The 18687-nt window shown below is 44.6% G+C and carries 24 protein-coding genes, 1 pseudogene and 1 riboswitch; of the genes and pseudogenes, 3 read left to right on the top strand and 22 right to left on the bottom strand.

Annotated features, from left to right (window positions below; all coding sequences use genetic code 11):
• Nucleotides 1–131: 131 nt before the first annotated feature.
• The 3 genes from BMZ22_RS00940 to BMZ22_RS17320 all read right to left on the bottom strand — a co-directional run bounded on the left by BMZ22_RS00940 (nt 132) and on the right by BMZ22_RS17320 (nt 2635).
• Nucleotides 132–1178 carry a FecCD family ABC transporter permease gene (locus BMZ22_RS00940; RefSeq protein ID WP_177183315.1) on the bottom strand — a complete coding sequence of 349 codons (1047 nt, stop codon included), beginning with the start codon at nt 1176–1178 and terminating at the stop codon, nt 132–134.
• Complete coding sequence (locus BMZ22_RS00935; protein WP_090080091.1) at nt 1150–2136, bottom strand: ABC transporter substrate-binding protein; 987 nt, start codon at nt 2134–2136, stop codon at nt 1150–1152. Before BMZ22_RS00935 ends, BMZ22_RS00940 begins: the two co-directional genes overlap by 29 nt.
• Nucleotides 2137–2261: 125 nt before the next feature.
• Nucleotides 2262–2448: riboswitch (cobalamin riboswitch) on the bottom strand.
• Between the two features lie 64 nt (nt 2449–2512).
• Nucleotides 2513–2635 carry a hypothetical protein gene (locus BMZ22_RS17320; RefSeq protein WP_281242059.1) on the bottom strand — a complete coding sequence of 41 codons (123 nt, stop codon included), beginning with the start codon at nt 2633–2635 and terminating at the stop codon, nt 2513–2515.
• Nucleotides 2636–2781: 146 nt separating this feature from the next.
• Between BMZ22_RS17320 and trhA the strand changes: the two genes are divergently transcribed.
• Nucleotides 2782–3423: a PAQR family membrane homeostasis protein TrhA gene (gene trhA, locus BMZ22_RS00930; protein ID WP_090080606.1), complete on the top strand. Its 642-nt coding sequence runs from the start codon at nt 2782–2784 to the stop codon at nt 3421–3423.
• Nucleotides 3424–3500: 77 nt separating this feature from the next.
• On the opposite strand, the gene BMZ22_RS00925 is transcribed toward trhA, so the two are convergent.
• From BMZ22_RS00925 to BMZ22_RS00910, 4 genes are all read right to left on the bottom strand, one after another.
• The gene (locus BMZ22_RS00925; protein WP_090080089.1) at nt 3501–5213 is read right to left on the bottom strand and encodes a sulfate adenylyltransferase; all 1713 of its coding nucleotides are present in this window, start codon (nt 5211–5213) and stop codon (nt 3501–3503) included.
• A 129-nt stretch (nt 5214–5342) separates the two neighbouring features.
• Nucleotides 5343–5816 (bottom strand): GNAT family N-acetyltransferase, encoded by a 474-nt coding sequence (locus BMZ22_RS00920; RefSeq protein ID WP_090080086.1) that lies wholly within the window; start codon nt 5814–5816, stop codon nt 5343–5345.
• Between the two features lie 13 nt (nt 5817–5829).
• Nucleotides 5830–6057, bottom strand: a complete 228-nt coding sequence (locus tag BMZ22_RS00915) for a DUF3953 domain-containing protein (RefSeq protein ID WP_090080084.1) — start codon at nt 6055–6057, stop codon at nt 5830–5832.
• Nucleotides 6058–6285: 228 nt separating this feature from the next.
• Complete coding sequence (locus BMZ22_RS00910; protein WP_143069943.1) at nt 6286–6765, bottom strand: small multi-drug export protein; 480 nt, start codon at nt 6763–6765, stop codon at nt 6286–6288.
• A gap of 85 nt (nt 6766–6850) precedes the next feature.
• Between BMZ22_RS00910 and BMZ22_RS00905 the strand changes: the two genes are divergently transcribed.
• Nucleotides 6851–7447, top strand: a complete 597-nt coding sequence (locus BMZ22_RS00905; protein WP_177183314.1) for a TetR/AcrR family transcriptional regulator — start codon at nt 6851–6853, stop codon at nt 7445–7447.
• Between the two features lie 66 nt (nt 7448–7513).
• Here the strand turns inward: BMZ22_RS00905 and BMZ22_RS00900 are convergent, their stop codons facing one another.
• On the bottom strand, nt 7514–8158 hold the full coding sequence (locus BMZ22_RS00900) for an SDR family oxidoreductase (RefSeq protein ID WP_090080077.1): 645 nt from the start codon (nt 8156–8158) through the stop codon (nt 7514–7516).
• 68 nt (nt 8159–8226) lie between these two features.
• Nucleotides 8227–9900 (bottom strand): ABC1 kinase family protein, encoded by a 1674-nt coding sequence (locus tag BMZ22_RS00895; protein WP_090080075.1) that lies wholly within the window; start codon nt 9898–9900, stop codon nt 8227–8229.
• 289 nt (nt 9901–10189) lie between these two features.
• Here BMZ22_RS00895 and brnQ point away from each other — a divergent pair, with 289 nt between their 5' ends.
• On the top strand, nt 10190–11548 hold the full coding sequence (gene brnQ / locus BMZ22_RS00890) for a branched-chain amino acid transport system II carrier protein (protein WP_090080073.1): 1359 nt from the start codon (nt 10190–10192) through the stop codon (nt 11546–11548).
• Nucleotides 11549–11629: 81 nt separating this feature from the next.
• Here the strand turns inward: brnQ and BMZ22_RS00885 are convergent, their stop codons facing one another.
• The 13 genes and pseudogenes from BMZ22_RS00885 to BMZ22_RS00825 form a co-directional block, all read right to left on the bottom strand.
• Nucleotides 11630–12277 carry a GntR family transcriptional regulator gene (locus BMZ22_RS00885; RefSeq protein ID WP_090080072.1) on the bottom strand — a complete coding sequence of 216 codons (648 nt, stop codon included), beginning with the start codon at nt 12275–12277 and terminating at the stop codon, nt 11630–11632.
• Between the two features lie 464 nt (nt 12278–12741).
• A complete protein-coding gene (gvpU, locus tag BMZ22_RS00880) occupies nt 12742–13167 on the bottom strand; it encodes a gas vesicle accessory protein GvpU (RefSeq protein WP_090080071.1) in 426 nt (141 codons plus the stop codon).
• Nucleotides 13168–13181: 14 nt separating this feature from the next.
• On the bottom strand, nt 13182–13898 hold the full coding sequence (gene gvpT, locus BMZ22_RS00875) for a GvpT/GvpP family gas vesicle accessory protein (RefSeq protein ID WP_090080070.1): 717 nt from the start codon (nt 13896–13898) through the stop codon (nt 13182–13184).
• Nucleotides 13879–14232 carry a gas vesicle protein gene (locus tag BMZ22_RS00870; protein WP_090080069.1) on the bottom strand — a complete coding sequence of 118 codons (354 nt, stop codon included), beginning with the start codon at nt 14230–14232 and terminating at the stop codon, nt 13879–13881. Before BMZ22_RS00870 ends, gvpT begins: the two co-directional genes overlap by 20 nt.
• Before the next feature lie 34 nt (nt 14233–14266).
• Entirely contained in the window at nt 14267–14587 is a 321-nt protein-coding gene (locus BMZ22_RS00865) for a gas vesicle protein K (protein WP_090080068.1), read from the bottom strand.
• Nucleotides 14553–14831, bottom strand: coding sequence for a gas vesicle protein (locus BMZ22_RS00860; RefSeq protein ID WP_090080066.1), 279 nt, complete (start codon nt 14829–14831; stop codon nt 14553–14555). Before BMZ22_RS00860 ends, BMZ22_RS00865 begins: the two co-directional genes overlap by 35 nt.
• 9 nt (nt 14832–14840) lie before the next feature.
• Complete coding sequence (locus tag BMZ22_RS00855; protein WP_090080065.1) at nt 14841–15662, bottom strand: GvpL/GvpF family gas vesicle protein; 822 nt, start codon at nt 15660–15662, stop codon at nt 14841–14843.
• A 4-nt stretch (nt 15663–15666) separates the two neighbouring features.
• Nucleotides 15667–15924 carry a gas vesicle protein GvpG gene (locus BMZ22_RS00850; protein WP_090080062.1) on the bottom strand — a complete coding sequence of 86 codons (258 nt, stop codon included), beginning with the start codon at nt 15922–15924 and terminating at the stop codon, nt 15667–15669.
• Nucleotides 15924–16680: pseudogene (locus tag BMZ22_RS00845) on the bottom strand (GvpL/GvpF family gas vesicle protein). Before BMZ22_RS00845 ends, BMZ22_RS00850 begins: the two are co-directional and overlap by 1 nt.
• A 24-nt stretch (nt 16681–16704) precedes the next feature.
• Nucleotides 16705–16965, bottom strand: coding sequence for a gas vesicle protein GvpO (gene gvpO, locus BMZ22_RS00840; RefSeq protein ID WP_090080060.1), 261 nt, complete (start codon nt 16963–16965; stop codon nt 16705–16707).
• 290 nt (nt 16966–17255) lie between these two features.
• The gene (gene gvpJ, locus BMZ22_RS00835) at nt 17256–17516 is read right to left on the bottom strand and encodes a gas vesicle protein GvpJ (protein ID WP_090080058.1); all 261 of its coding nucleotides are present in this window, start codon (nt 17514–17516) and stop codon (nt 17256–17258) included.
• A 23-nt stretch (nt 17517–17539) separates the two neighbouring features.
• Entirely contained in the window at nt 17540–18004 is a 465-nt protein-coding gene (gene gvpQ / locus BMZ22_RS00830) for a gas vesicle protein GvpQ (protein ID WP_090080054.1), read from the bottom strand.
• A 25-nt stretch (nt 18005–18029) separates the two neighbouring features.
• Nucleotides 18030–18563, bottom strand: coding sequence for a hypothetical protein (locus tag BMZ22_RS00825; RefSeq protein ID WP_090080052.1), 534 nt, complete (start codon nt 18561–18563; stop codon nt 18030–18032).
• Nucleotides 18564–18687: the final 124 nt, after the last annotated feature.

Raw genomic sequence — 18687 nt, 5'->3', positions numbered from 1 at the left:
CACGCGATTTCCACCGGGGTTCACGCGATTTCCACCGGGGTTCACGCGATTTCCACCGGGGTTCACGCGATTTCCACCGGGGTTCACGCGATTTTTGCATCATCGTGGTACTCGATGCAAAAATCGCAGGCTTACGATCTCCTTCGTTGTTTCATTAAAATAAGCGCGAACACCGGCGCGCCGATTAGCGCTGTAATCACACCAATAGGCAGAATCTGCGGTGATATAATCGTTCGCGATACAAGGTCCGTCAGCATTAAAAATCCCGCCCCGGTCAAGATGGACAACGGGAGAAGATGGACATGGTCTGGCCCCCATAATCGCCTTGCTAAATGTGGGATAACAAGCCCGACAAAACCAATTGCCCCGGATACAGCAACGGCTGCTCCGGTCAGAATCGAGCCGGCCACAAGCACCATCAGCTTTCGTTTCTCGACGTCAACGCCTAGATGCTGTGCCCGTTCTTCCCCGAACGACATCGCATTCAACTCCCGGGCATTCATTAAAAGAAGCAGCGATCCAATGACGAAAAACGGCACAATAATGCCAATATAATTCCATCCCCGCATCGATACACTGCCAAGCAGCCAGCCCATAATTTGCTGCAGCTGATCACTTGTGAGGGCAATAATTAATGAAATAAACGCTCCCAAAAACGAACTGAAAATAATACCCGTTAAAATAATCGTCTCAACCCGCATTGTCCGATCAACTCTTCTGGCAAAAAACAGCACAAGCAAAATGGTCAATAAAGCTGCCGCTATACTAAAAACCGGTAATGTATAAAGTCCAAGAAACGGAATTGAAATATTCAAAAATAATGTCGCGACCGCCCCGACCGACGCCCCTGACGAAACGCCCAAAATGTACGGGTCAGCCAGTGGATTTCGCAGGAGGCCCTGGAATGCCGCTCCCGCTATCGCAAGCGAGGCTCCGACAAAACCGGCGAGCAGCACTCTGGGCAAGCGAATTTGCGAAACAATATTCACATTAGTCGTCTCAACCTGATCAGCTATCGGCAAGCGAAAAACGTGTGCACCAATAATTTTTACGATATCTGAAACAGGGACCGATACACTGCCGACGGATATTGCCGTAAGCATCGATGCAAGCAAAAAGGCCACCGCCAGCGCGTATGCAGTCAAATATTTATTCTTCAAAAAGTTCAGGGTAGACAACTTCAGCGATCTCCTTTGCACCTTCCACTAAGCGTGGCCCCGGACGGCTGACAAGATCGGAATGAACATCATAAACCTGTTCATTCGCCACTGCTGTCATATCTCCCCAGCCATCGCGATTCGTGACTTGTTCGACCGGGTCGTCTGAATAATGGCCATACGTTGTAATGATTACATCCGGGTTAAGCTCCACAATCGCCTCGGGGTCGATTTGCACCCAGCCATCTTGTTCCTGTGCTGCATTATCAGCATTGACGACTTCCAAGAGCGCCTGAAAAAATGTATTTTTCCCTGCCGTATATATTTCCGGTGCAGGTGATACTTCAAAAAAGACCGATTTGCGTTCCTCATCACTGATTGCTTCAGTTTTTTCACTTAGCGCTGCAAATTCCTCTTTCATTTGACCGATAATGTCGTCTGCTTTATCCTGTGTCCCTGTAACCTGGGCAATTTGGTTAATCGCCTCATACACACTTTCAATATCCTGGGCGTCATCGACAACAAATACGTTAATGCCGGCATCGCGAATCTGTTGCAATGCAGTATCAAAAGTATTCCCGCCGGAAGCGTGTGAAAGTACAAGGTCAGGCTCCAGCCCAATAATTTTTTCCACATTCAGCTCCATACCGCCGACGCTTTCCTTTTCTTTCACTTCTTCCGGGTAATTGTCATTGTCCGTAACACCCACAATCTTTTCTCCCAGTCCAAGGGCGAACGCAATTTCCGTATTACTTGGAATTAAAGAAACAATCCGTTCAGGTTTCGCATCAATTGTGATTTCATTGTCAACTGCATCAGTTACCGTCAGCGGAAAAGCTGATTCATCCGCCTCTGTTTGTTCCGTCGTTTCATCCGGCGCCCCGGTCTCATTTTCCGGCTCAGCGCTGTCAGACCCGCAGCCGGCTAAAAGACCCAGTGTCAGCATTAATAATAGTAAGAAAGAAAAAACCTTTTTCAATTAAATACCCCCTAGTGTATGTTGCGTAAAATAAAAAAACATCTTCACGAGAAATGAAGATGATTATGTAAAAGAGCAGTCCATAAACCTGTCCCTTTACACCCTCCTATCCCCCGTAGGCATTGGTGCACAATAGGCAACAGGCAGGTCTCCTGGCTCTTGGTCATCACTTGCTGCACCTTCCCATACATTCACATGTACAGTGGTTACCGCAGCTAGCTCGCAATTACAGTGGCGGGACCGCGCTGGATTTTCACCAGCTTCCCTTTCAAGATTTCAAAAAACGAAATCACCTGTACCCACTATTCAGTTATTCGCTGCATTCAATTATACATAATGTTGCAAAATCTGTCACGTTTTCTCGCTCGCATCAGAATTACATATACTCTTTAACCGTTTCAGGCAGCATCCTGAAAAATAATCCTTTATATTTAATATCAAGCACGCCCGCAGCTAAAATAATAATACCGACCAGCAATAAGACAAATCGATTATTCATTTACCATTTGCTCCTTTTCAATGTGTTTAGCCTTACACTAATAGCGTTTAGCTTTTCGTGCAACTATAATTAAAAATTATGTTAAACTATGTTAGCACGATTTTTCAGTTGCAGATGCAGCTTTGTCACCAAAAGGAGTGATTAAAATAGCAGGCACACACACGTTCAGTAAAGGTGAAGAAATTGCAAATTCCATTACACATGGGATCGGCATTTTGTTCAGCCTGACTGCTTTAGTGATACTGATTGTATATTCGTCATTGGAGGGCACTGCATGGCACGTTGTCAGTTTTACCATATTCGGTGTCACGATGCTGCTTATGTATACCTCCTCTACGCTATTGCACGCATTTCCCGAAGGCACTAAAATCAAAGACCTCTTTGAAATATTTGATCACTCGTCGATCTATTTTTTTATTGCCGGCACGTATACACCGTACATGTTTACGGTCGTTGAAGGTGCTTTAGGCTGGACCATTTTCGGCATCGTGTGGGGGATCGCGATCGGCGGAACCATTTTCAAGGTGTTTTTCGTCAAAAGGTTCCGGATCGCGTCGACTCTGTTATACGTGCTGATGGGTTGGCTGATCGTCCTTGCGTGGATACCTTTAACCGAGGGGCTTGAGCCAAACGGGTTGGCATATCTCGTTATAGGCGGGTTGGCGTATACGTTGGGGGCCGTTTTTTACGTTTGGCGGGGCTTTAAGTTTCACCATGCTGTATGGCATGTGTCAGTCATTGCCGGAAGTGTGCTCCACTTTTTAAGTGTCATGACGCTCCTCGCGTAATTTCAGTCCGAAAAAGTTCAAATTAATACAAGGAGACAGCTCCCCGCCGCCTCCTTTTTCAACAAATTAATTAACGCTCAGCTGCGGTAGCGATTATATGGCAGCGGGTTCCATGTTCTGTATGTCAGTTCTTCGACTCGTAATGGCGAAGGAATATCATCGAAAATCCGACGGGCCACTGCCAGTTCGCGTTCTGCTTCATCCTTGTCTTGATACATAAATTCATCGGAGGCCTTCTCTGATGCTTTATCGACTTTTTCCACCAGCGATTCAACGACCATCTTCTGTTGTTGATGAATCGACTCACGCGCATCGGCAATCCAATCAGATTGCGTTGAGCGCAGTGTGTCAGACACATAACTGAACTCATCAAAAATTTCTTTATAAACACGATCAGCGTTTGATCGAACATCCAAAATCGCCGCTTCCAAGTCTTCTATCGTCAGCTCTTCTGCTTCAAGGGGGGCCTCCCGCTTTGAGCCGCCAAGCCTTGACCGCTCCAAGTAATACGGAAAAATACTCTTGATGGTTTTGCCGACCGGGTTGATCGCTTTCCGGCTGGCATCAACACCTTTTGGCTGAACACCCTGCATCGCTATGCGGGCAGATTCCGGCCGCACAATTTCTTTAGGTGGCAGAACGCCGTAACGCAGCAGTTCACGGATACCTGTTCCGGAGATATTGATGCGATAACGCTTATCGTGCGGACAGGTCATATCGGTTGCCGGATGATCACAGCGCGTGCAATAGAACACTTCATGAAACAGCCGGATATCAATGCCTAATTCATCTGTCGTAAATTCATCAAAAATCGTATGGGCGGCATATTTATCGTAGAAGTCCCCGATTCCTGCATGGTCCCGGCCGATCAGCGCATGCGTACAACCGTAATTTTTCATAATAATGGCATGCAGAACGGCTTCACGCGGTCCGGCGAAAATGTAGGTCACTCTAAGCGGCGCAAGCATTGTTCGGTCTTTTGGATAATAGTTATCCAGCACACTGCGGTAAGACAGCATCCTGAATTCATGTCGGGTGTATTCACGTTTTGCCATTTCGACAAGCGGCTGGACAAACAAGCCGTCCATCTCTTCAAGCGCATTACGGTGAATATATTCGTGCCCCCGATGCAGCGGGTTCGCTCCTGTTATAAAGCCCCCAACTGAGTTAAATTGCTTATCCTCGTAAAACAGTTTCCATGTATCTTTCGGTTCCATTCGGATGTTTTCAAACGGCCCCCAATGTACACGCCGCAGTAATTGAATCGGTCCGCCGAGTGCAGTGTCCCCCATACGCCGGTAAATGGAATCAACGCCGGGATGGCTGCGATCGGTGGTGCCAAAAAGATGTGACGCCCGGAATTCCCGGTCGTAATGGAAGATGTCATCCAGCTTGAGAATGGCAACCGGCTCCTTTGTATCATCTGCGAGTGCCACTTCATCTCCAACGGAAAGCGTTTTGATGACGTGTTCGTTACGCTCGCCGGTCGGGGCAAAACTTAACGGGACCGGCCAGATCACTCCGTTCGTCAGTCGCCCTTCTGTCAAAACTGATTTGTAATCGGCCTCGGTCATAAATCCTTCATTCGGAGATAGAACCCCCGTAGCTATCATTTCCAGCGTGATGACAGCTTCCAGATCGACCACAATCATCGGAAGCTTGCGTGCTCTCTCCATTGCATCCTTGCGCGCTTTTTCCGTCAGCACACGATTGACTAATTTCTTCCCATGTGGCTGCTGCGGGTAACGTGCCAATTTTTCCTCATCCATTGTTGATTGAAATTGACTCATCAACTCTCCTCCCTCAACATTAAATGGGACATCCGGCATGTCGATACACCGCTGCTCTTGTCCCTTATTCATGTATATGCAACAAGTCGCTGCCACTATAACAGCAAAAAACTCCGCCAATTTAATTGGCTAAAAGAATATGGTTTTCGACATTTGATAACTTTTCGTTTCATAACCCATTTTTTGATACAACTTCAACGCCCGTTCGTTGTGTGCAAATACATGCAAACCAATTCGGCTGATGCTCTGTGACTTGGCGTATTCTTCCAGCGCAGCCATAGTCCTCGTGCCATAGCCTTTGCCGCGCTGGTTCTCATCGAGCTCAACATCATAAATAAACGCCTGCTTATCCTGGCCGGTTTGTTTAACATAGAGCCAGATAGTCCCGATTGATTCGTCATCATTCTTTATTATAAACAGGTGGTGATCCTCCGTTTCCACACCTTCAGGCAGCAGCAGCTTAAACTGCTTCTCGGCTTTTTCCAGTGCTTCGCCTTTATCCCAGTTGCCTGCTTTAACATGTTCACGGGCATACGCATGCAGTTTGGTCGCATAATACGCGTTAAATTGTTCTTCATCCATAGGTTGAAATGTTATGGTCATTGGCAACCTCCCGTTATATGAATAATATATAAACACTTACAAATAAACTAAAACTTCCTGCAAGGTAAAGCAGAATAGCAATTACTTTTCGATTTTCCTGCATTTCGCTCATCCCCATCACTAACAGCATGAGCCCGAGAAGCATTTGGGTGTAGGGTAAGCTTCCATATTCACCGGTTATTAAACTATAACCCGAAAGCAGAACAACTGTAAGTGCCAAGATGAATTTGATCAATCTCATCACAGATCCTCCAAAGCAATAAAAGCTGCAGTTCAGCTGTTTAAATTTGATATGACATTGTATAAGGGTTATCGTTAAAAGCGAGACTTATTTATGATAATATTATGCCATACCTATAGCCCAACCGCTATAAGGAAATTTGGATGAGATAACGTTATTCAGGGATTAAAAAATCAGTCCCTCATAACACCTTATTGAGCGACTGATGCGTTTCACGTTAAATCATCGTTATGAAATATTGACCAATGCGGCCACAAAGCCTTCTGCAGTTACCGACAACGTTGCCATAACAACTGCCACTGTACTCACACCGAGCGTTGTCCAAATAAACACCTTTTTTCTCGGGGCACCGAGCGTTGAAATGGCACTGGCACCAACCTGGCTGCTGAAGAGCAACGATGACATAAAACAAACCGCCATTGGCCCCCACCGGTTGAACATGTGTTTAATACGGGGGTTTATCGGCTTATAGACCCTATCATGCTTTCTGAATTTGTTCATCATAATCGTAACAAATTTGTTAATTTGCGTTCCAAAAAATACAAACAGCAAAACACTGACAGCATTCCCGGCAACCGCCAGCAATAAGGCTGTCAAAGGCGGAAAGTTAAAAACAATAATGCCCACCGGGACGGTTAAAAATACTTCCACGAAAGGCACCATACTCGTAAAAAATATAAAAAGACTTTGCAACAGAACATTTTCCATATTAACACCCGCCTTTATTATAAGTCAGTTGACCCAAAACCATTATAATACAACCGACTTAAAAAATCAAAGGAGTTTTTTACATATGCCAAAAAAAATTGACCACTCTGAACGCAGAGATGAAATTGTTGAAGCGATGTTTCGTATCATTCATGAGGCTGGTTTTGAAAATGCAACATTACGGCAAATTGCAAAAGAAGCCGATTTGTCGTTGGGCTCCGTTCAGCATTTTTTTCCAAAACAAAAAGATATTTATGTACTTGCAATGGATGTGGTCTATGAACGATTTGAGGATCGAATGCAGAATGTCATACAGAAAGATGCGGAGACATTTGATAATGGCGTTCGTATGATAAAGCAGATTGTTCAGGCGGATACAGCCGAAGAGCGCATGGAGAATGATATTTGGATGAAATTTTCCATCATGGCCACAATGAACAAGGAGTACCGCGAAACAAAGGACAGGCTGCGCACAATTAACGTCAACTTTGCCAAAGATGTCTTAAAAATGCTTCAGGCAAACGGCTACCTTGATGACGACGCCGATATTGACAGAATTGCCAACTCGTTAACAGTGTTCATCCACGGTTTAGTATTCGAATCTGTTATTTATACAGACTTATACGATGCACAAGCAATTGAAGCCGAAATCAGACAATACTTACAGTCGATTTGCAAATAACATTGTATAGGGGTCTGTCCCCCACCGCGCTAACGCGGTGGGGGACAGACCCCACTTAATTGATTGCTATAAACTTTTCAGTGCTTCTTCGATTTGGGTGTCTCCGGAAATCATTTCGAATGCTTTGTGATAAGCATTCGGTTCCTGGATGGAAGCAATCATGGTCTTGGCGACGTCAGCGCGTGGGATGTTGCCGAATTCCACTTCGTCCGCCACTTCAATTTTGCTTGTGCCCGGATCATGCGTCAGACCGCCCGGCCGTACAATGGTATAATCAAGCTCGGTGCTCATCAGGTACTCATCTGCTTCTTTTTTCATTTGCAGATAGTGCTGCATGCGCTCATTGTCAGGTGCCAATTTCTTCACGTCACGGCCTGCACCGATACTGCTTAACATGACGAACTTTTTGATGCCTAAGTTTTCAGTTGCCTTGACTAAATTGATGGCACCGTCACGATCGACATCGGTCGTTTTTTCCGGACCGGTGCTGCTCCCCGACCCTGCAGCAAATATAACGGCATCCATTCCTTTAACAGCATAACCGACGTCGCTTTCCAAGTCTGCAAGGACCGGTGTGCCGCCCAGTTCTTCAATGCCTTGCTTTTGTTCTTCTTTACGGACCATGCCATATGGCTCGTGGCCATCTTCATTTAAAAATTTTATCAATAACCGGCCTGTATGGCCATTCGCGCCTGCCACTAAGATTTTCATTATAAAACCACTCCTTCATCATGTATCTGTTTGTGCTATTGCCTTTGTGACAACGCTCTAAACCTCTGTCACATTCGGTTCGACCTTATAATGATAATCACCATCAGAATAAACATCATTAAGGCAATGACTGCTCCGATTTCAATGATAGGCAGTTCCCAGATCACGGTGCTTTGACCGACAAGAGCGAGGCCGACGATCAGCCCGGCCATAATAATGCTGAATGCAAGCATTAGAATACTGAACGCGATTCGGTTGCTGATTTTATCCAATCGCCGCATGACCTCATTAACATGCTTGACGTTAATATCCAAACCGACCCTGCCGCGTTTCAATACAGACATCACATCTTTAACGTCTTCCGGCAGACCTGTCAGGATTTCAAAGTTGTCACTGAGCTCCCGAATCGTTTTACGAATCATTTCATTTGGATGAAAACGTTTAAGGACGAGCCGGCGGGCAAAAGGCTCCGCTTCACTCATCAAACTGAATTCAGGATCAAGTCTGCCCAGCACCCCTTCAAGCGTCAGAATGGTTTTACTGATCATCACCATTTCCATTGGAATTTTAATGTGGTGCTGATACACGACTTCAAATATTCGAACAATGACGTTACCGAGACTGAGTTCGCGCATTTTAACATTTTCGTATTGCATATGGAGCTTATCCAGATCACGCTCAAGCGCATCAATGTCGGTTTTTTCATCTATAAGGTCCATCTTTGAAAAGGTTTTGACCATAGCGCGGCTGTCACCCTCGTAAAGGTTCACAATGATTGAGCCGAAATTTTGCTTCAGTTTATTACTGACATGTCCTGTCTCCCCGAAATCCAAAAATGCAATTGTGTTTTTAGGCAGCACATGAATGTTCCCTGAATGCGGGTCAGCGTGGAAAAAGCCATTTTTAAGGATTTGCTTGAGCATGGCGTGTGAGAGCCGTTTTGCAATCAGCTCCCGGTCATATCCCGCTTCATCAAGTTCATCAATATTCGACACCTTGATTCCCGTTATTTTCTCCATTGTGAGTACTTTCGACGTTGTCAGCTCCCAATAAATATGCGGGAATTTAACAAACGACTCATCATCAAATTGCCGGGCGACTTGTTCACCGCTCCGTCCTTCCATTATGTAATCGAGTTCGTTCGTCAATATATCAGAAAGCTCATCAATCATATCGCATACCCGGTAACGCTGGGCCCAAAGGGTTCTTTCCTCCAGCATTTCGCCGATGTTGCGCAAAATCTCGAGGTCGGTTTCCATTTTAGGTTTCAGACCCGGGCGCTGTATTTTAACGACTACTTCCTCGCCATTGAAAAGCCGCGCTTCATGGACCTGTCCAATAGAGGCTGTTGCCATCGGTTCCGGATTAAAATAGTCGAATAAATTATCGAGTGTATCTTCGAATTCAACCTCGAACGTTTGTTTAACATGTTCGAATTCAAGAACAGGTGCATGATCAAGCAGTTGTTCCAATTCAGATGTGATCTCATCCGGCAACGTATCATACCGTGTGCTTGCAATCTGCCCCAGTTTAATGGCAGTTGGGCCAAGCTCCTGCAACGCGTAGCGCAGACGCCTTCCGATATTCTTTAAACTCGGATCGATTTCTTCGGCCTTCAGACTTTTCGCAAGGCTGCGATCCGCAAGCCCTACCCGAAACAGGAAATGACTGAATCCGTTTTTCATTAAGGCATTTAAAATTTCACGATAGCGGTTTGTATGCCGGATTCGTCTTCCAATCATTCGTTCTCACCCCCCTGCTTTTATATTATAAGCTAAACTTGTTCAGATAATATCTTAATTCCCTTTTTTTCTATGTCATTAAACACGGGTTGGCTGGATGGCACTAAGTTCACTTTAATTGGAAATATGCTGAATGACAAATGGTTAAACGCGATGTTTTTTAATTTACGTTAATCGTCAAAAAATTTGAAGTAATATATTGCATTTTACATAGGAAGATAGTATGATGGATTCCATCGATATATTGCATATAAGTATAGCGTTACAAACATCACAGGAGGTACAGATCATGAATAATAAATTGTCTTTTTCATCTTATGCAGCAATAGGTGTCATGCTGTTCGCACTCTTTTTTGGAGCTGGAAATCTGATTTTTCCGGCACAACTTGGTCAAAACGCAGGAACCAACTTTTGGCCTGCGGTTATCGGATTTCTCATAACAGGCGTTGGACTGCCGCTGCTCGGTATCATTGCGATGAGTTTTTCGGGAAGTGCAAATCTGCAGGAACTTGCAAGCCGGGTGCACCCGGTGTATGCTGTGTTTTTCACGTCCCTGCTTTATTTAACCATTGGGCCATTTTTCGCGTCCCCGCGTACAGGCACGGTTGCGTTTGAAGTTGGTATTTCACCTTTTATAAGTGAATCATCACAGCAAATTGGATTATTTATTTTTACGTTACTGTTTTTTGCAGTTGTTCTTTTATTTTCATTAAAGCCTGCCAGACTTGTTGATAACGTCGGGAAGTTTTTGGCGCCCGGACTTGTTATTTTGCTCGCTGTACTGCTTGTGACGGTTATCGTGAACCCAATGGGAGCGGTGGAATCTCCACAAGAAGCGTATCAAAGCGGCGCATTTATAACAGGTTTCCTTGAAGGTTACAATACAATGGACGCACTTGCATCATTGGTATTCGGTATTATTGTCATTAATGCCATTCGCTCAATGGGGGTCACGTCCACAACAGGTATATTGAGAACGACGATTAAAGCTGGCAGCATTGCCATATTGCTGCTCGGTACAATATACGTTGGAATTGCCTATTTGGGTGCAACAAGCACACAAATTTTTGGGATATTTGAAACCGGCGGGCCCGTTCTAAGCAGTGCGGCTTCCCATTATTTCGGAACATTTGGATCTATTCTGCTGGCGGTTGCCATTACATTAGCGTGCTTAACAACAGCTATCGGGCTGACAACAGCCAACGCTGAATATTTTCATACACTGTTTCCGAAAATTAGTTACGAGAAACTGGTTATCTTTTTTGCCACGATCACTTTTGTGATTGCTAATTTCGGATTGGCAAACATTATCGCGTTCTCTGTACCGGTTTTGATGTTCCTGTATCCACTCGCGATTGTCCTGATGCTTCTGACATTTTTGTCACCATTGTTCAATCATTCCCGGATGGTTTACAGCTCAACGATTGCCGTTACTTTCTTAATTAGTATTTTTGACGGACTTAAATCACTCGCTCAATCGCTGGGCATGGAGAATTTCAGCTGGATACAGCCTGTTCTCGCTTTCTATGAACAAACACTGCCATTATACGATCAAGGCCTTGGCTGGCTCCTTCCGGCAATCGTTGTTATCTTCGTTACCGGCGTTATCAGCCGTTTCCAAAAAACAGCCGCCGTCCATGCATCATAAAGTAGCACGGGCGTTGCTATTTGAATATGACAATAAAAATCCGGTCCGCTCTATCGTGAGTGGGGCCGGATTTTTTCGGGTTTACTTAAAATCTTGTAATGTACGAAGCCAGTTTTGTTTCATGATGGCTGATGCGTCAGATTTGTCTCCATCCTTCATCGCTCTAATAATAGCCTTATGTTCTTCAACCGATTTTTCGGCCAATATAATCGAGTTGTGAAAGAAATGTCTGCGCACATGGGCTTGCAAAGACTCGACGATGTTTTGAATATAACTATTTTGCGTTATATCAACGATTACCTGGTGAAATTCTTCATCTACTTTTAGTGCTGCATAGTCATTATGAGAATCGATCGCTTTTGCAAATCGTTCATTAACGCGCTCAAGCTGTTCCAACTGGTCCTCGGTCAGATGGTCAATGGCCAGCTCGGCGGATAACGACTGCAGTGCTGCCAATGGCGGGAGAAGGTCGTTAATCGCCTCACGTTCAATTTCAGTTACTTGTGTCGCTTTGCCCGGATACATTTTGACAAACCCTTGCACTTCCAGAAGCTGGAGCGATTCACGGACCGGTGTTCTGCTTATCCCCAAGGCGTTGGCAAGCTCTGTATCATTCAACTTTTCACCCGGGAGCAATGTCCCATCAATGATCCATTGCTGAATCTGGTTAAAAGCGCTTTCTTTCGCAGATTGACGAACAGGTCTCGAATGGTTCACAGGTATTGGCATGTCGATCAGCCTTTCCACACAATCGTTTTATGTAAATCCAGTATACATCAAAATATACAATAATGAAATATGCAATATATCAAAAGCTTTGGATTAATCGACACGCCGAGCAAACTTTATTGGAGCGTTATACCTTGTTGGGTTGTATCTACAGCGATTCTTGCTAAATCTGTGGCGATTTTCAATTGATCTACAGCGGTTCATGCTTATTCTACAGCGATTATAGTGCCATCTACAGCGATGCGCTGCAATATACAGCGATTTTTCAATAATCTGCAGCGTTAAAATGTCCAACAGCGTCGGTGATCGTTGAATTCACACTAAATGTCAGCGGGGCTGGAACAAAAATATTTAAAATAAATGAAAAAACGAACTATTTTAGGAGGGAAGCAGTACACCGCTGCGGAAATATGCTTCGCTAACCTCCGTATAGTTCGTTCTAAACTGTTTATCGTTATAAGCGTTCAGGAGTTTTTACTGTTTGAAGACGCGGATGAAGATGATTTGGATTTTGTCTCAGAAATTTTTCCGAGAAAGAAGCTGTCGACTTCCTGTAACTTTCCCCGCCATATGATTTTGCCTTTCGACGGGGTCGGCTTATTGTCACCGCAATAGATTCCAGTATCTTTCAAATGAATGTAGTGCACTTCTGAACTGTTATCTGAACCGGCAGCTTCACCGCTTTCCGTCAGCATATCGCCAAGCTGTTGTGCCACGTCGCTTCCGTCTTTAAACGACTCGCTTAATGCTTCAAAATAATTCGAAGCAGAAATCAGCGTGCCTGTCACGATAGCCCCATTGACGAGCAATGAAATATCCAGCTCGAAATCATATTTGTTCGCTGCTCGTACAAAGGACTCTAATATATTGTCTTTCGTTTCTTCACTCATTTTGCTCACCCTTTTTAAGCTGATGTGTCATCGTCACTGTCCAGTCCGGTTTCTTCTTCCGCTTCAGCATTTTCAGACTCGGTTTTTGTTTTACTGTTTTGCGTTTCCGATGTCTTCTTCTTTTTAGAGGGTTTCTGGCTGTTGCCGTTCTTGTTTGACGTTGATTTTTCTTTCGTACTTTTGCCGGCTGACTTCTCTGGTTGGCTTCCGCTCGACTCATCCTGAGCTTGCCCGTTCGACGTTTCTTGCGTCTTTTCAGCATCTGCCGATTTGCTCTGCAATTCAATCAGCTTATCCATTTTTTCCTCAAGACCGTTCAAACGGTTTTGCAGCTCTTCATTCTCCAGCTTCAAGTTATCATAATCGCTGTCACTTTCGTTATCGGTGCCATTCTCCAATGTTGTATAGCCTTCGTTTTCATCGTCATCGTTCGTTAAATTCTCCGCCGTTTGCGGGGATGACGATGATTTAAGGCGATTAATCGCCTGGTTGGATTTTTCTTTGCCGGCATCCTTCAGCTGCTTCAGCTGCCGTTTGGACGTATCACTGATTTTCGTACCAGTATCTTTTAATTTTTCTTTACTGATCGAGTCTTTCAGTTTCTTGCGGTTTTTGTCTGAAGATATATAGCCGGCTGCGGCACCTAACACACCACCGGCTGCTGCACGGGTAATCGTCCCTGCGCCGGAGCTTTTTTCGGGTGCCTGATTTTTATCGGTTTCTTGTGTCATTTGAAACGCCTCCTTCACTGTTGTTTACAGTCTGTGTTTGTGTCATTTGATTTTCGAGTGCTTCCAGGCGTTCTTTCAGCTGTTTGTTTTCCTCTTCCAGCACCTGTGAACTTTCATGTGCTTTTGAGCTTAAATAAGGATCGGATTCCCACCAGTCGAGACCAATTTCTTTTGCTTTATCAACGGATGCTACAATTAGTCGGATCTTGATTGTCAAAAGCTCCACATCGGCAATTCCGACCCGGATATCACCTGCAATGACGACACCTTTGTCGAGTACTTTTTCCAGTACGTCCACGATGGTGCTTGTATCTACCGGATTCTCAACTGCCATCTATAACTGCCTCCTTGTTCAAAACGGCCGCTTATTACATCAGATTTCCGAGCGGGCCAAGATCGATATTTAAATCCTCATCATCCAGGTCAAAAACGTCTTTTAATTCTTCCATTTTATTCTCGAGATCCATTAACGCAACACCGAGATCCTCAATCTGCTGTTCAGTAAGTGTCCCGCCTTCAACACGCCGTATTGCGTGCCGTTCAACGATTTGTCTCAAAAGCTCGATAACGGTCATGACAAGCTGGGCAAGCCCATCTTGAGCGTTATCCGGATCAAGGTTTATGCGGCCGCTTTTCGGTTCTTCATGAGCAAGTTCAGTCTGCCCATTTTCCCGAATGTCCTGTGGCATCTTCTATCGCTCTCCTTTCCGCGTCAAAGCGATCTGACGTGAGTCCGCCGCGTTCGTTTTCCTGTTGCTGCACCAGTGTTTCAACCGCTGAAATCAACACCCGCAAATCCAGGTATACAAGGTCAATGCCGGCGATCGAGATGATGAGATCACCTTTTATCGCGACGCCTTTATCGAGAATCACATCCAATACATCAATTAAACCCACTTCTTTATCTTCAATGGTTTCTCTGACTGAAGGCACCAGTATCCCTCACTTTTCTGCTTTCTGGAGATTTGAAAAATGGTAAGCAGGCCATGGACCTGTCGCTTCCATTTTTAACCCGGATTGATTCAACTCTTTTTCTTTCTCAGTAACCGTATTGATGAAATCATCGACATCCGGCTTTTCCAGCAAATAAACACTGTTCCAGCTCATCGCATCTTTTCGGCCTGTCGCATCTTTGCCGAGCAGCTTTTTGACGTCTGCCCTGACAGCCAATTCGGAAAGATCGTGATGCACTGCCTCACAAATTGTGTTTAATTCCTTTTCCATCTCTTTCTCAGCCAATTTATCGAGTTTCTTCTTTTCGAAAAATTGCTTGCCGGGCGATAATTTTTCAATTTCATCCCGTTTTTCTTGCATAACCGGGTTGTTGGCATTGACTTCTTCTTTCAATTTATCTTCATCGTAATAGATTTTCAGATTCCATTCTTCACGTCCTGCGATTTCGTTAAAAGAATCCTCGAGATCGCTTGCCTGTGACGAGGCGGTCTCATTCACGCGCTCTTCACTGTTATAAATCGTGCAGAACGATAAAGGAATGACGGTGTAAAGCTTGTTCAGCATCATCAACACTTCATGATGATGGAACGCTTTTTTTTGAAGCCAGGCAAGGTCATTATTTATCTTGTCTTCAATAATTTCCTCGGTGTAGCTGTCAGGATCCAGTTTTGAGACGACTGCCGTTATGCTGTCGAATGTTAATGGATAAAGATTTTCAGCTTCATCAAAGCCTTCATGTTCGGGAAACGTGTCATTATTTAATTCGCTCGTTGGTATAAACCCGTACACGTAAATTTTTTTCGCCGTCATAAACTCACTCTTCTTTCTTCGTCAGTTCTTCCCATTGTTCGATTTCCCGCCTTTTGGCGGTTTCATAGCGAAGCAGCAATTCTTCTTCCTGTTCCTGGAATTCATCCTGAGGGATTTCCCCCAGTTCGTGACGCATCTGCAACTGGGCCAGTTTCTTTTGGATTGTCGGCAGGTCATACAGCTCCTTATCGACTTCTTCCTTTACCTTTTCACCGACTTTTGTCACCATTTTCAATGGACCGGTTGCCAGTTTATGCAGCATTAAGACGCCTCCACACTTAATCGGATATTAATAAAGTTATACGCCGGCCATGGCCCGGTATAGTTGAAATCGCTATGGTCCTTCCAGCGTTCATGCGCCTCGTTAACTAACGCATCAAATTCATCTTCCTTGTCTTTATCAATTAAGAAAGAAGCATTGAGCAGCATCGTTTCACTGAGCACTTCATTAGTAACGGCTGCTTCAGCCAGCTCTTCCAGCGGTGTGAAGATATCATCCTTCACTTCTTTCTGAAGTTGGCTGAAAATCTCTTTTGCCGCGCCACCCAATTTAATGCGGTCGTAGTAACCGGCTGCTTCAGACTTTTGCTGGACGTTTTTCCACGTGTGGGTTTTGATTCACCCGCTCATCCAGCCATTCTTTCTTCCCGATCACCTTTAAACCGACTTCAATTTTGCCTTTGATTTTTGGAAAAAGCTCTTCAAACTGCGGATAAAGATTTTCCAGCATGACTTCGACATCGGCTTTTGATTTAAAAATATTGCCGAAGCTGATCGGTATGACAGTATCGCTCTTTTCCATGACACGTGAAATGACTTCCTGATGCATCATAAGATTTTCTTTGTTGGGGTGGTAGATTTTCATTGGTACTTCAGCAGCAACCATGGCGGCGTCACGGTAGTGCAGTGTATACGTCTCATATTCGGTGTCTTCCAGCATGAACGAGCCGAACGTTTTTTCTTCGGTTGTTTGGATGCCGCAAAAAACGTAAATGCCTGTTTCGTTTACGTCGTCCATTTGTTTCGTCCTCCAGTCACTTCGTTATTGTTCAACTTTACTTCGGTAGCGAATTTCCAGCCGTTTAAAAGAAGTGACTTCTTTGTCGCCGTTGACATGAACTTCGTATACGCCGACCATTTCATCTTTGGCATACTTTTTCATGTATTCTTTTTCTTCAATGACTTCGATTGTCAGCTGCCACCCGCTTTTTTCACCCGCTTCAACTGAGATGATTTTATGCGGCGGTGCAACATGCGCTTCAAAAAATTCACTGACTGTCTGCATCACTTCTTTTATTTCCATAAGCTTCCTCCTGTAAAGCAATAGCAGAAAGAGGTGGGGCATAAGCTTTTTTGTTAAGCAGGGAATTTCAAACTTACAAAATAAGTGGTGTGCAAATTATCCGCTCCAGAAATATACTTCGCTTTTCGCGGGCGGCTGGTGAGCCCCCTCGGGCTGGCGCCCTCCGGGTCTCACCTATGCCTTTACTCCCGCAGAAGTCTCCGTATATTTCTTCCGCTTACGCATCGCTTTGTTCGTCTTTCCCAACACACTCGCTTTAGTTATATCCTACCCTCTTTTTGCCTCTGCTGTTAAATACTGAATTGGGCGCTGCGCTCGTTTGGTTGCTGTGGCAGTCCTTCTTCTTCAACATCGTCACGCAGCAGTCCGACTGCCTCGGCATAACGCAACCACGTATCAACACTTGCGATTACCACACGTGCTTCAACGGTTAATATTTCAATACCGACAACGGACACGCGTGCATAAGCATCAATTACAATCCCTTTATCAAGAATACGGTCAAGCACTTCTGCCAGACTTGAACTATCAGTTGATTTTTGTACTGCCATGATTCATTCTCCTCTCTAACGCGTTAATCAGAATATTTATTTATATCAGCTGCAGATTTAATGTCGGATGATTTCTTCACTTCCGCAGGTCCTTTGATGTTTGTGGCGCTCTTAATGTTTGAAATGCCTTTAATATCGTGCACGCCCTTGACCTTTTTGCTGCTGTTGTTGGAAGATCCGACTTTTTCCTGCAGTTCTTCGCCTGTTTCTTTTGCTTTTTTCAGTTTATCGCGTAACGTCAGTAAAGCGTTTTGCGTTTTTTCTTTTGCTTCTTCAGCTTTTTTATGCACATTTTCTGATGTTTCATCTTTCGCTTCTTTAAGATTTTCAGCTGCATCGTTCGCCTGAGATTCAGCTTTTTCTTCGATCATTTCAACCGACTTCTCGTGTGCTTCATCTATTAATTGTTCTTTCCACTCATCCGGTGCCTTTTCCATTGCTTTACTGGCTAACTTTCCGGCTGTTCGCTTAATTGGTCCTGATGCCATCGTTCACCTTCTTTCGCTGGACGGCTTACGTGTCCATTTTCTCAAGCAATGTATTCAATTTATCTTCTATTCGGTTGAATCTGTCGTTAAGCGCATCGTTTTCCGCTTTCAGCTCATGATAGTGGTCCGCGCTCAACCGGTAATTCTCGTTGTCATCTCCACTATCAGCTGTTTTTGTCTGATAAGCCTGGAAAAGTGTGACAGCACCTTGCCGCATCAGCATTGCCGCCTGTTCGGTCAGCATGCTTTGGGCCGTTCGCCGCAGCTCGTTGGAGCAGCTTTTCAGCATTTCAGATTGGCCGAGTTTTCCAGCAAACCGCTTCCCGGCTTCCGGGCTCGCCAGCAGTCCGACACTTGCGCCTATCACGCTCCCAATAGCTGCTTCGCGCATACCATTGCTGGAGGTTTCCGTTTCAGCCTGAGCGGTTTGGTTACTGTTTCCTTCTCCAGCGGACGTGCTCGTATCATTCCTGCTGTTATACGATTTTTCTGCCAAGTTACCACCAAGCTTTCTTTTATGTTTACAGACAAATAACCTTTTCACATCGTTTCCAAACATTTTTAATACCGCTGCTTAAATGTTCTCCCAAATTTCACCAATCATTTAACAAAGCTTCGCGTCATTGTAAAAGACGTTTTTCTGTAAACATACCGTTTCGAAATTAAATAAGCTGACTATTTTT

The sequence above is a fragment of the Lentibacillus persicus genome (assembly GCF_900112705.1).
GTDB lineage: Bacteria > Bacillota > Bacilli > Bacillales > Amphibacillaceae > Lentibacillus > Lentibacillus persicus.
Note: the sequence above shows the minus strand (reverse complement) of the source record. Positions and strands in the feature narration are given on the sequence as shown.

Excerpts from the sequence above, each read along its gene's own strand:
- BMZ22_RS00850 (WP_090080062.1), bottom strand. The coding sequence starts at position 15,924 with ATGCTGCATAAACTGGCAACCGGTCCATTGAAAATGGTGACAAAAGTC.
- BMZ22_RS00895 (WP_090080075.1), bottom strand. The coding sequence starts at position 9,900 with ATGATTGGAAGACGAATCCGGCATACAAACCGCTATCGTGAAATTTTA.
- BMZ22_RS00855 (WP_090080065.1), bottom strand. The coding sequence starts at position 15,662 with ATGACGGCGAAAAAAATTTACGTGTACGGGTTTATACCAACGAGCGAA.
- BMZ22_RS00885 (WP_090080072.1), bottom strand. The coding sequence starts at position 12,277 with ATGCCAATACCTGTGAACCATTCGAGACCTGTTCGTCAATCTGCGAAA.
- gvpJ (WP_090080058.1), bottom strand. The coding sequence starts at position 17,516 with ATGGCAGTACAAAAATCAACTGATAGTTCAAGTCTGGCAGAAGTGCTT.
- gvpT (WP_090080070.1), bottom strand. The coding sequence starts at position 13,898 with ATGACACAAGAAACCGATAAAAATCAGGCACCCGAAAAAAGCTCCGGC.
- BMZ22_RS00905 (WP_177183314.1), top strand. The coding sequence starts at position 6,851 with ATGCCAAAAAAAATTGACCACTCTGAACGCAGAGATGAAATTGTTGAA.
- BMZ22_RS00825 (WP_090080052.1), bottom strand. The coding sequence starts at position 18,563 with ATGTTTGGAAACGATGTGAAAAGGTTATTTGTCTGTAAACATAAAAGA.
- gvpU (WP_090080071.1), bottom strand. The coding sequence starts at position 13,167 with ATGAGTGAAGAAACGAAAGACAATATATTAGAGTCCTTTGTACGAGCA.
- BMZ22_RS00920 (WP_090080086.1), bottom strand. The coding sequence starts at position 5,816 with ATGACCATAACATTTCAACCTATGGATGAAGAACAATTTAACGCGTAT.
- BMZ22_RS00915 (WP_090080084.1), bottom strand. The coding sequence starts at position 6,057 with ATGAGATTGATCAAATTCATCTTGGCACTTACAGTTGTTCTGCTTTCG.
- BMZ22_RS00870 (WP_090080069.1), bottom strand. The coding sequence starts at position 14,232 with ATGGCAGTTGAGAATCCGGTAGATACAAGCACCATCGTGGACGTACTG.
- BMZ22_RS17320 (WP_281242059.1), bottom strand. The coding sequence starts at position 2,635 with ATGAATAATCGATTTGTCTTATTGCTGGTCGGTATTATTATTTTAGCT.
- BMZ22_RS00865 (WP_090080068.1), bottom strand. The coding sequence starts at position 14,587 with ATGCCACAGGACATTCGGGAAAATGGGCAGACTGAACTTGCTCATGAA.
- brnQ (WP_090080073.1), top strand. The coding sequence starts at position 10,190 with ATGAATAATAAATTGTCTTTTTCATCTTATGCAGCAATAGGTGTCATG.
- BMZ22_RS00925 (WP_090080089.1), bottom strand. The coding sequence starts at position 5,213 with ATGAGTCAATTTCAATCAACAATGGATGAGGAAAAATTGGCACGTTAC.
- gvpQ (WP_090080054.1), bottom strand. The coding sequence starts at position 18,004 with ATGGCATCAGGACCAATTAAGCGAACAGCCGGAAAGTTAGCCAGTAAA.
- BMZ22_RS00910 (WP_143069943.1), bottom strand. The coding sequence starts at position 6,765 with ATGGAAAATGTTCTGTTGCAAAGTCTTTTTATATTTTTTACGAGTATG.
- BMZ22_RS00900 (WP_090080077.1), bottom strand. The coding sequence starts at position 8,158 with ATGAAAATCTTAGTGGCAGGCGCGAATGGCCATACAGGCCGGTTATTG.
- gvpO (WP_090080060.1), bottom strand. The coding sequence starts at position 16,965 with ATGGAAATAAAAGAAGTGATGCAGACAGTCAGTGAATTTTTTGAAGCG.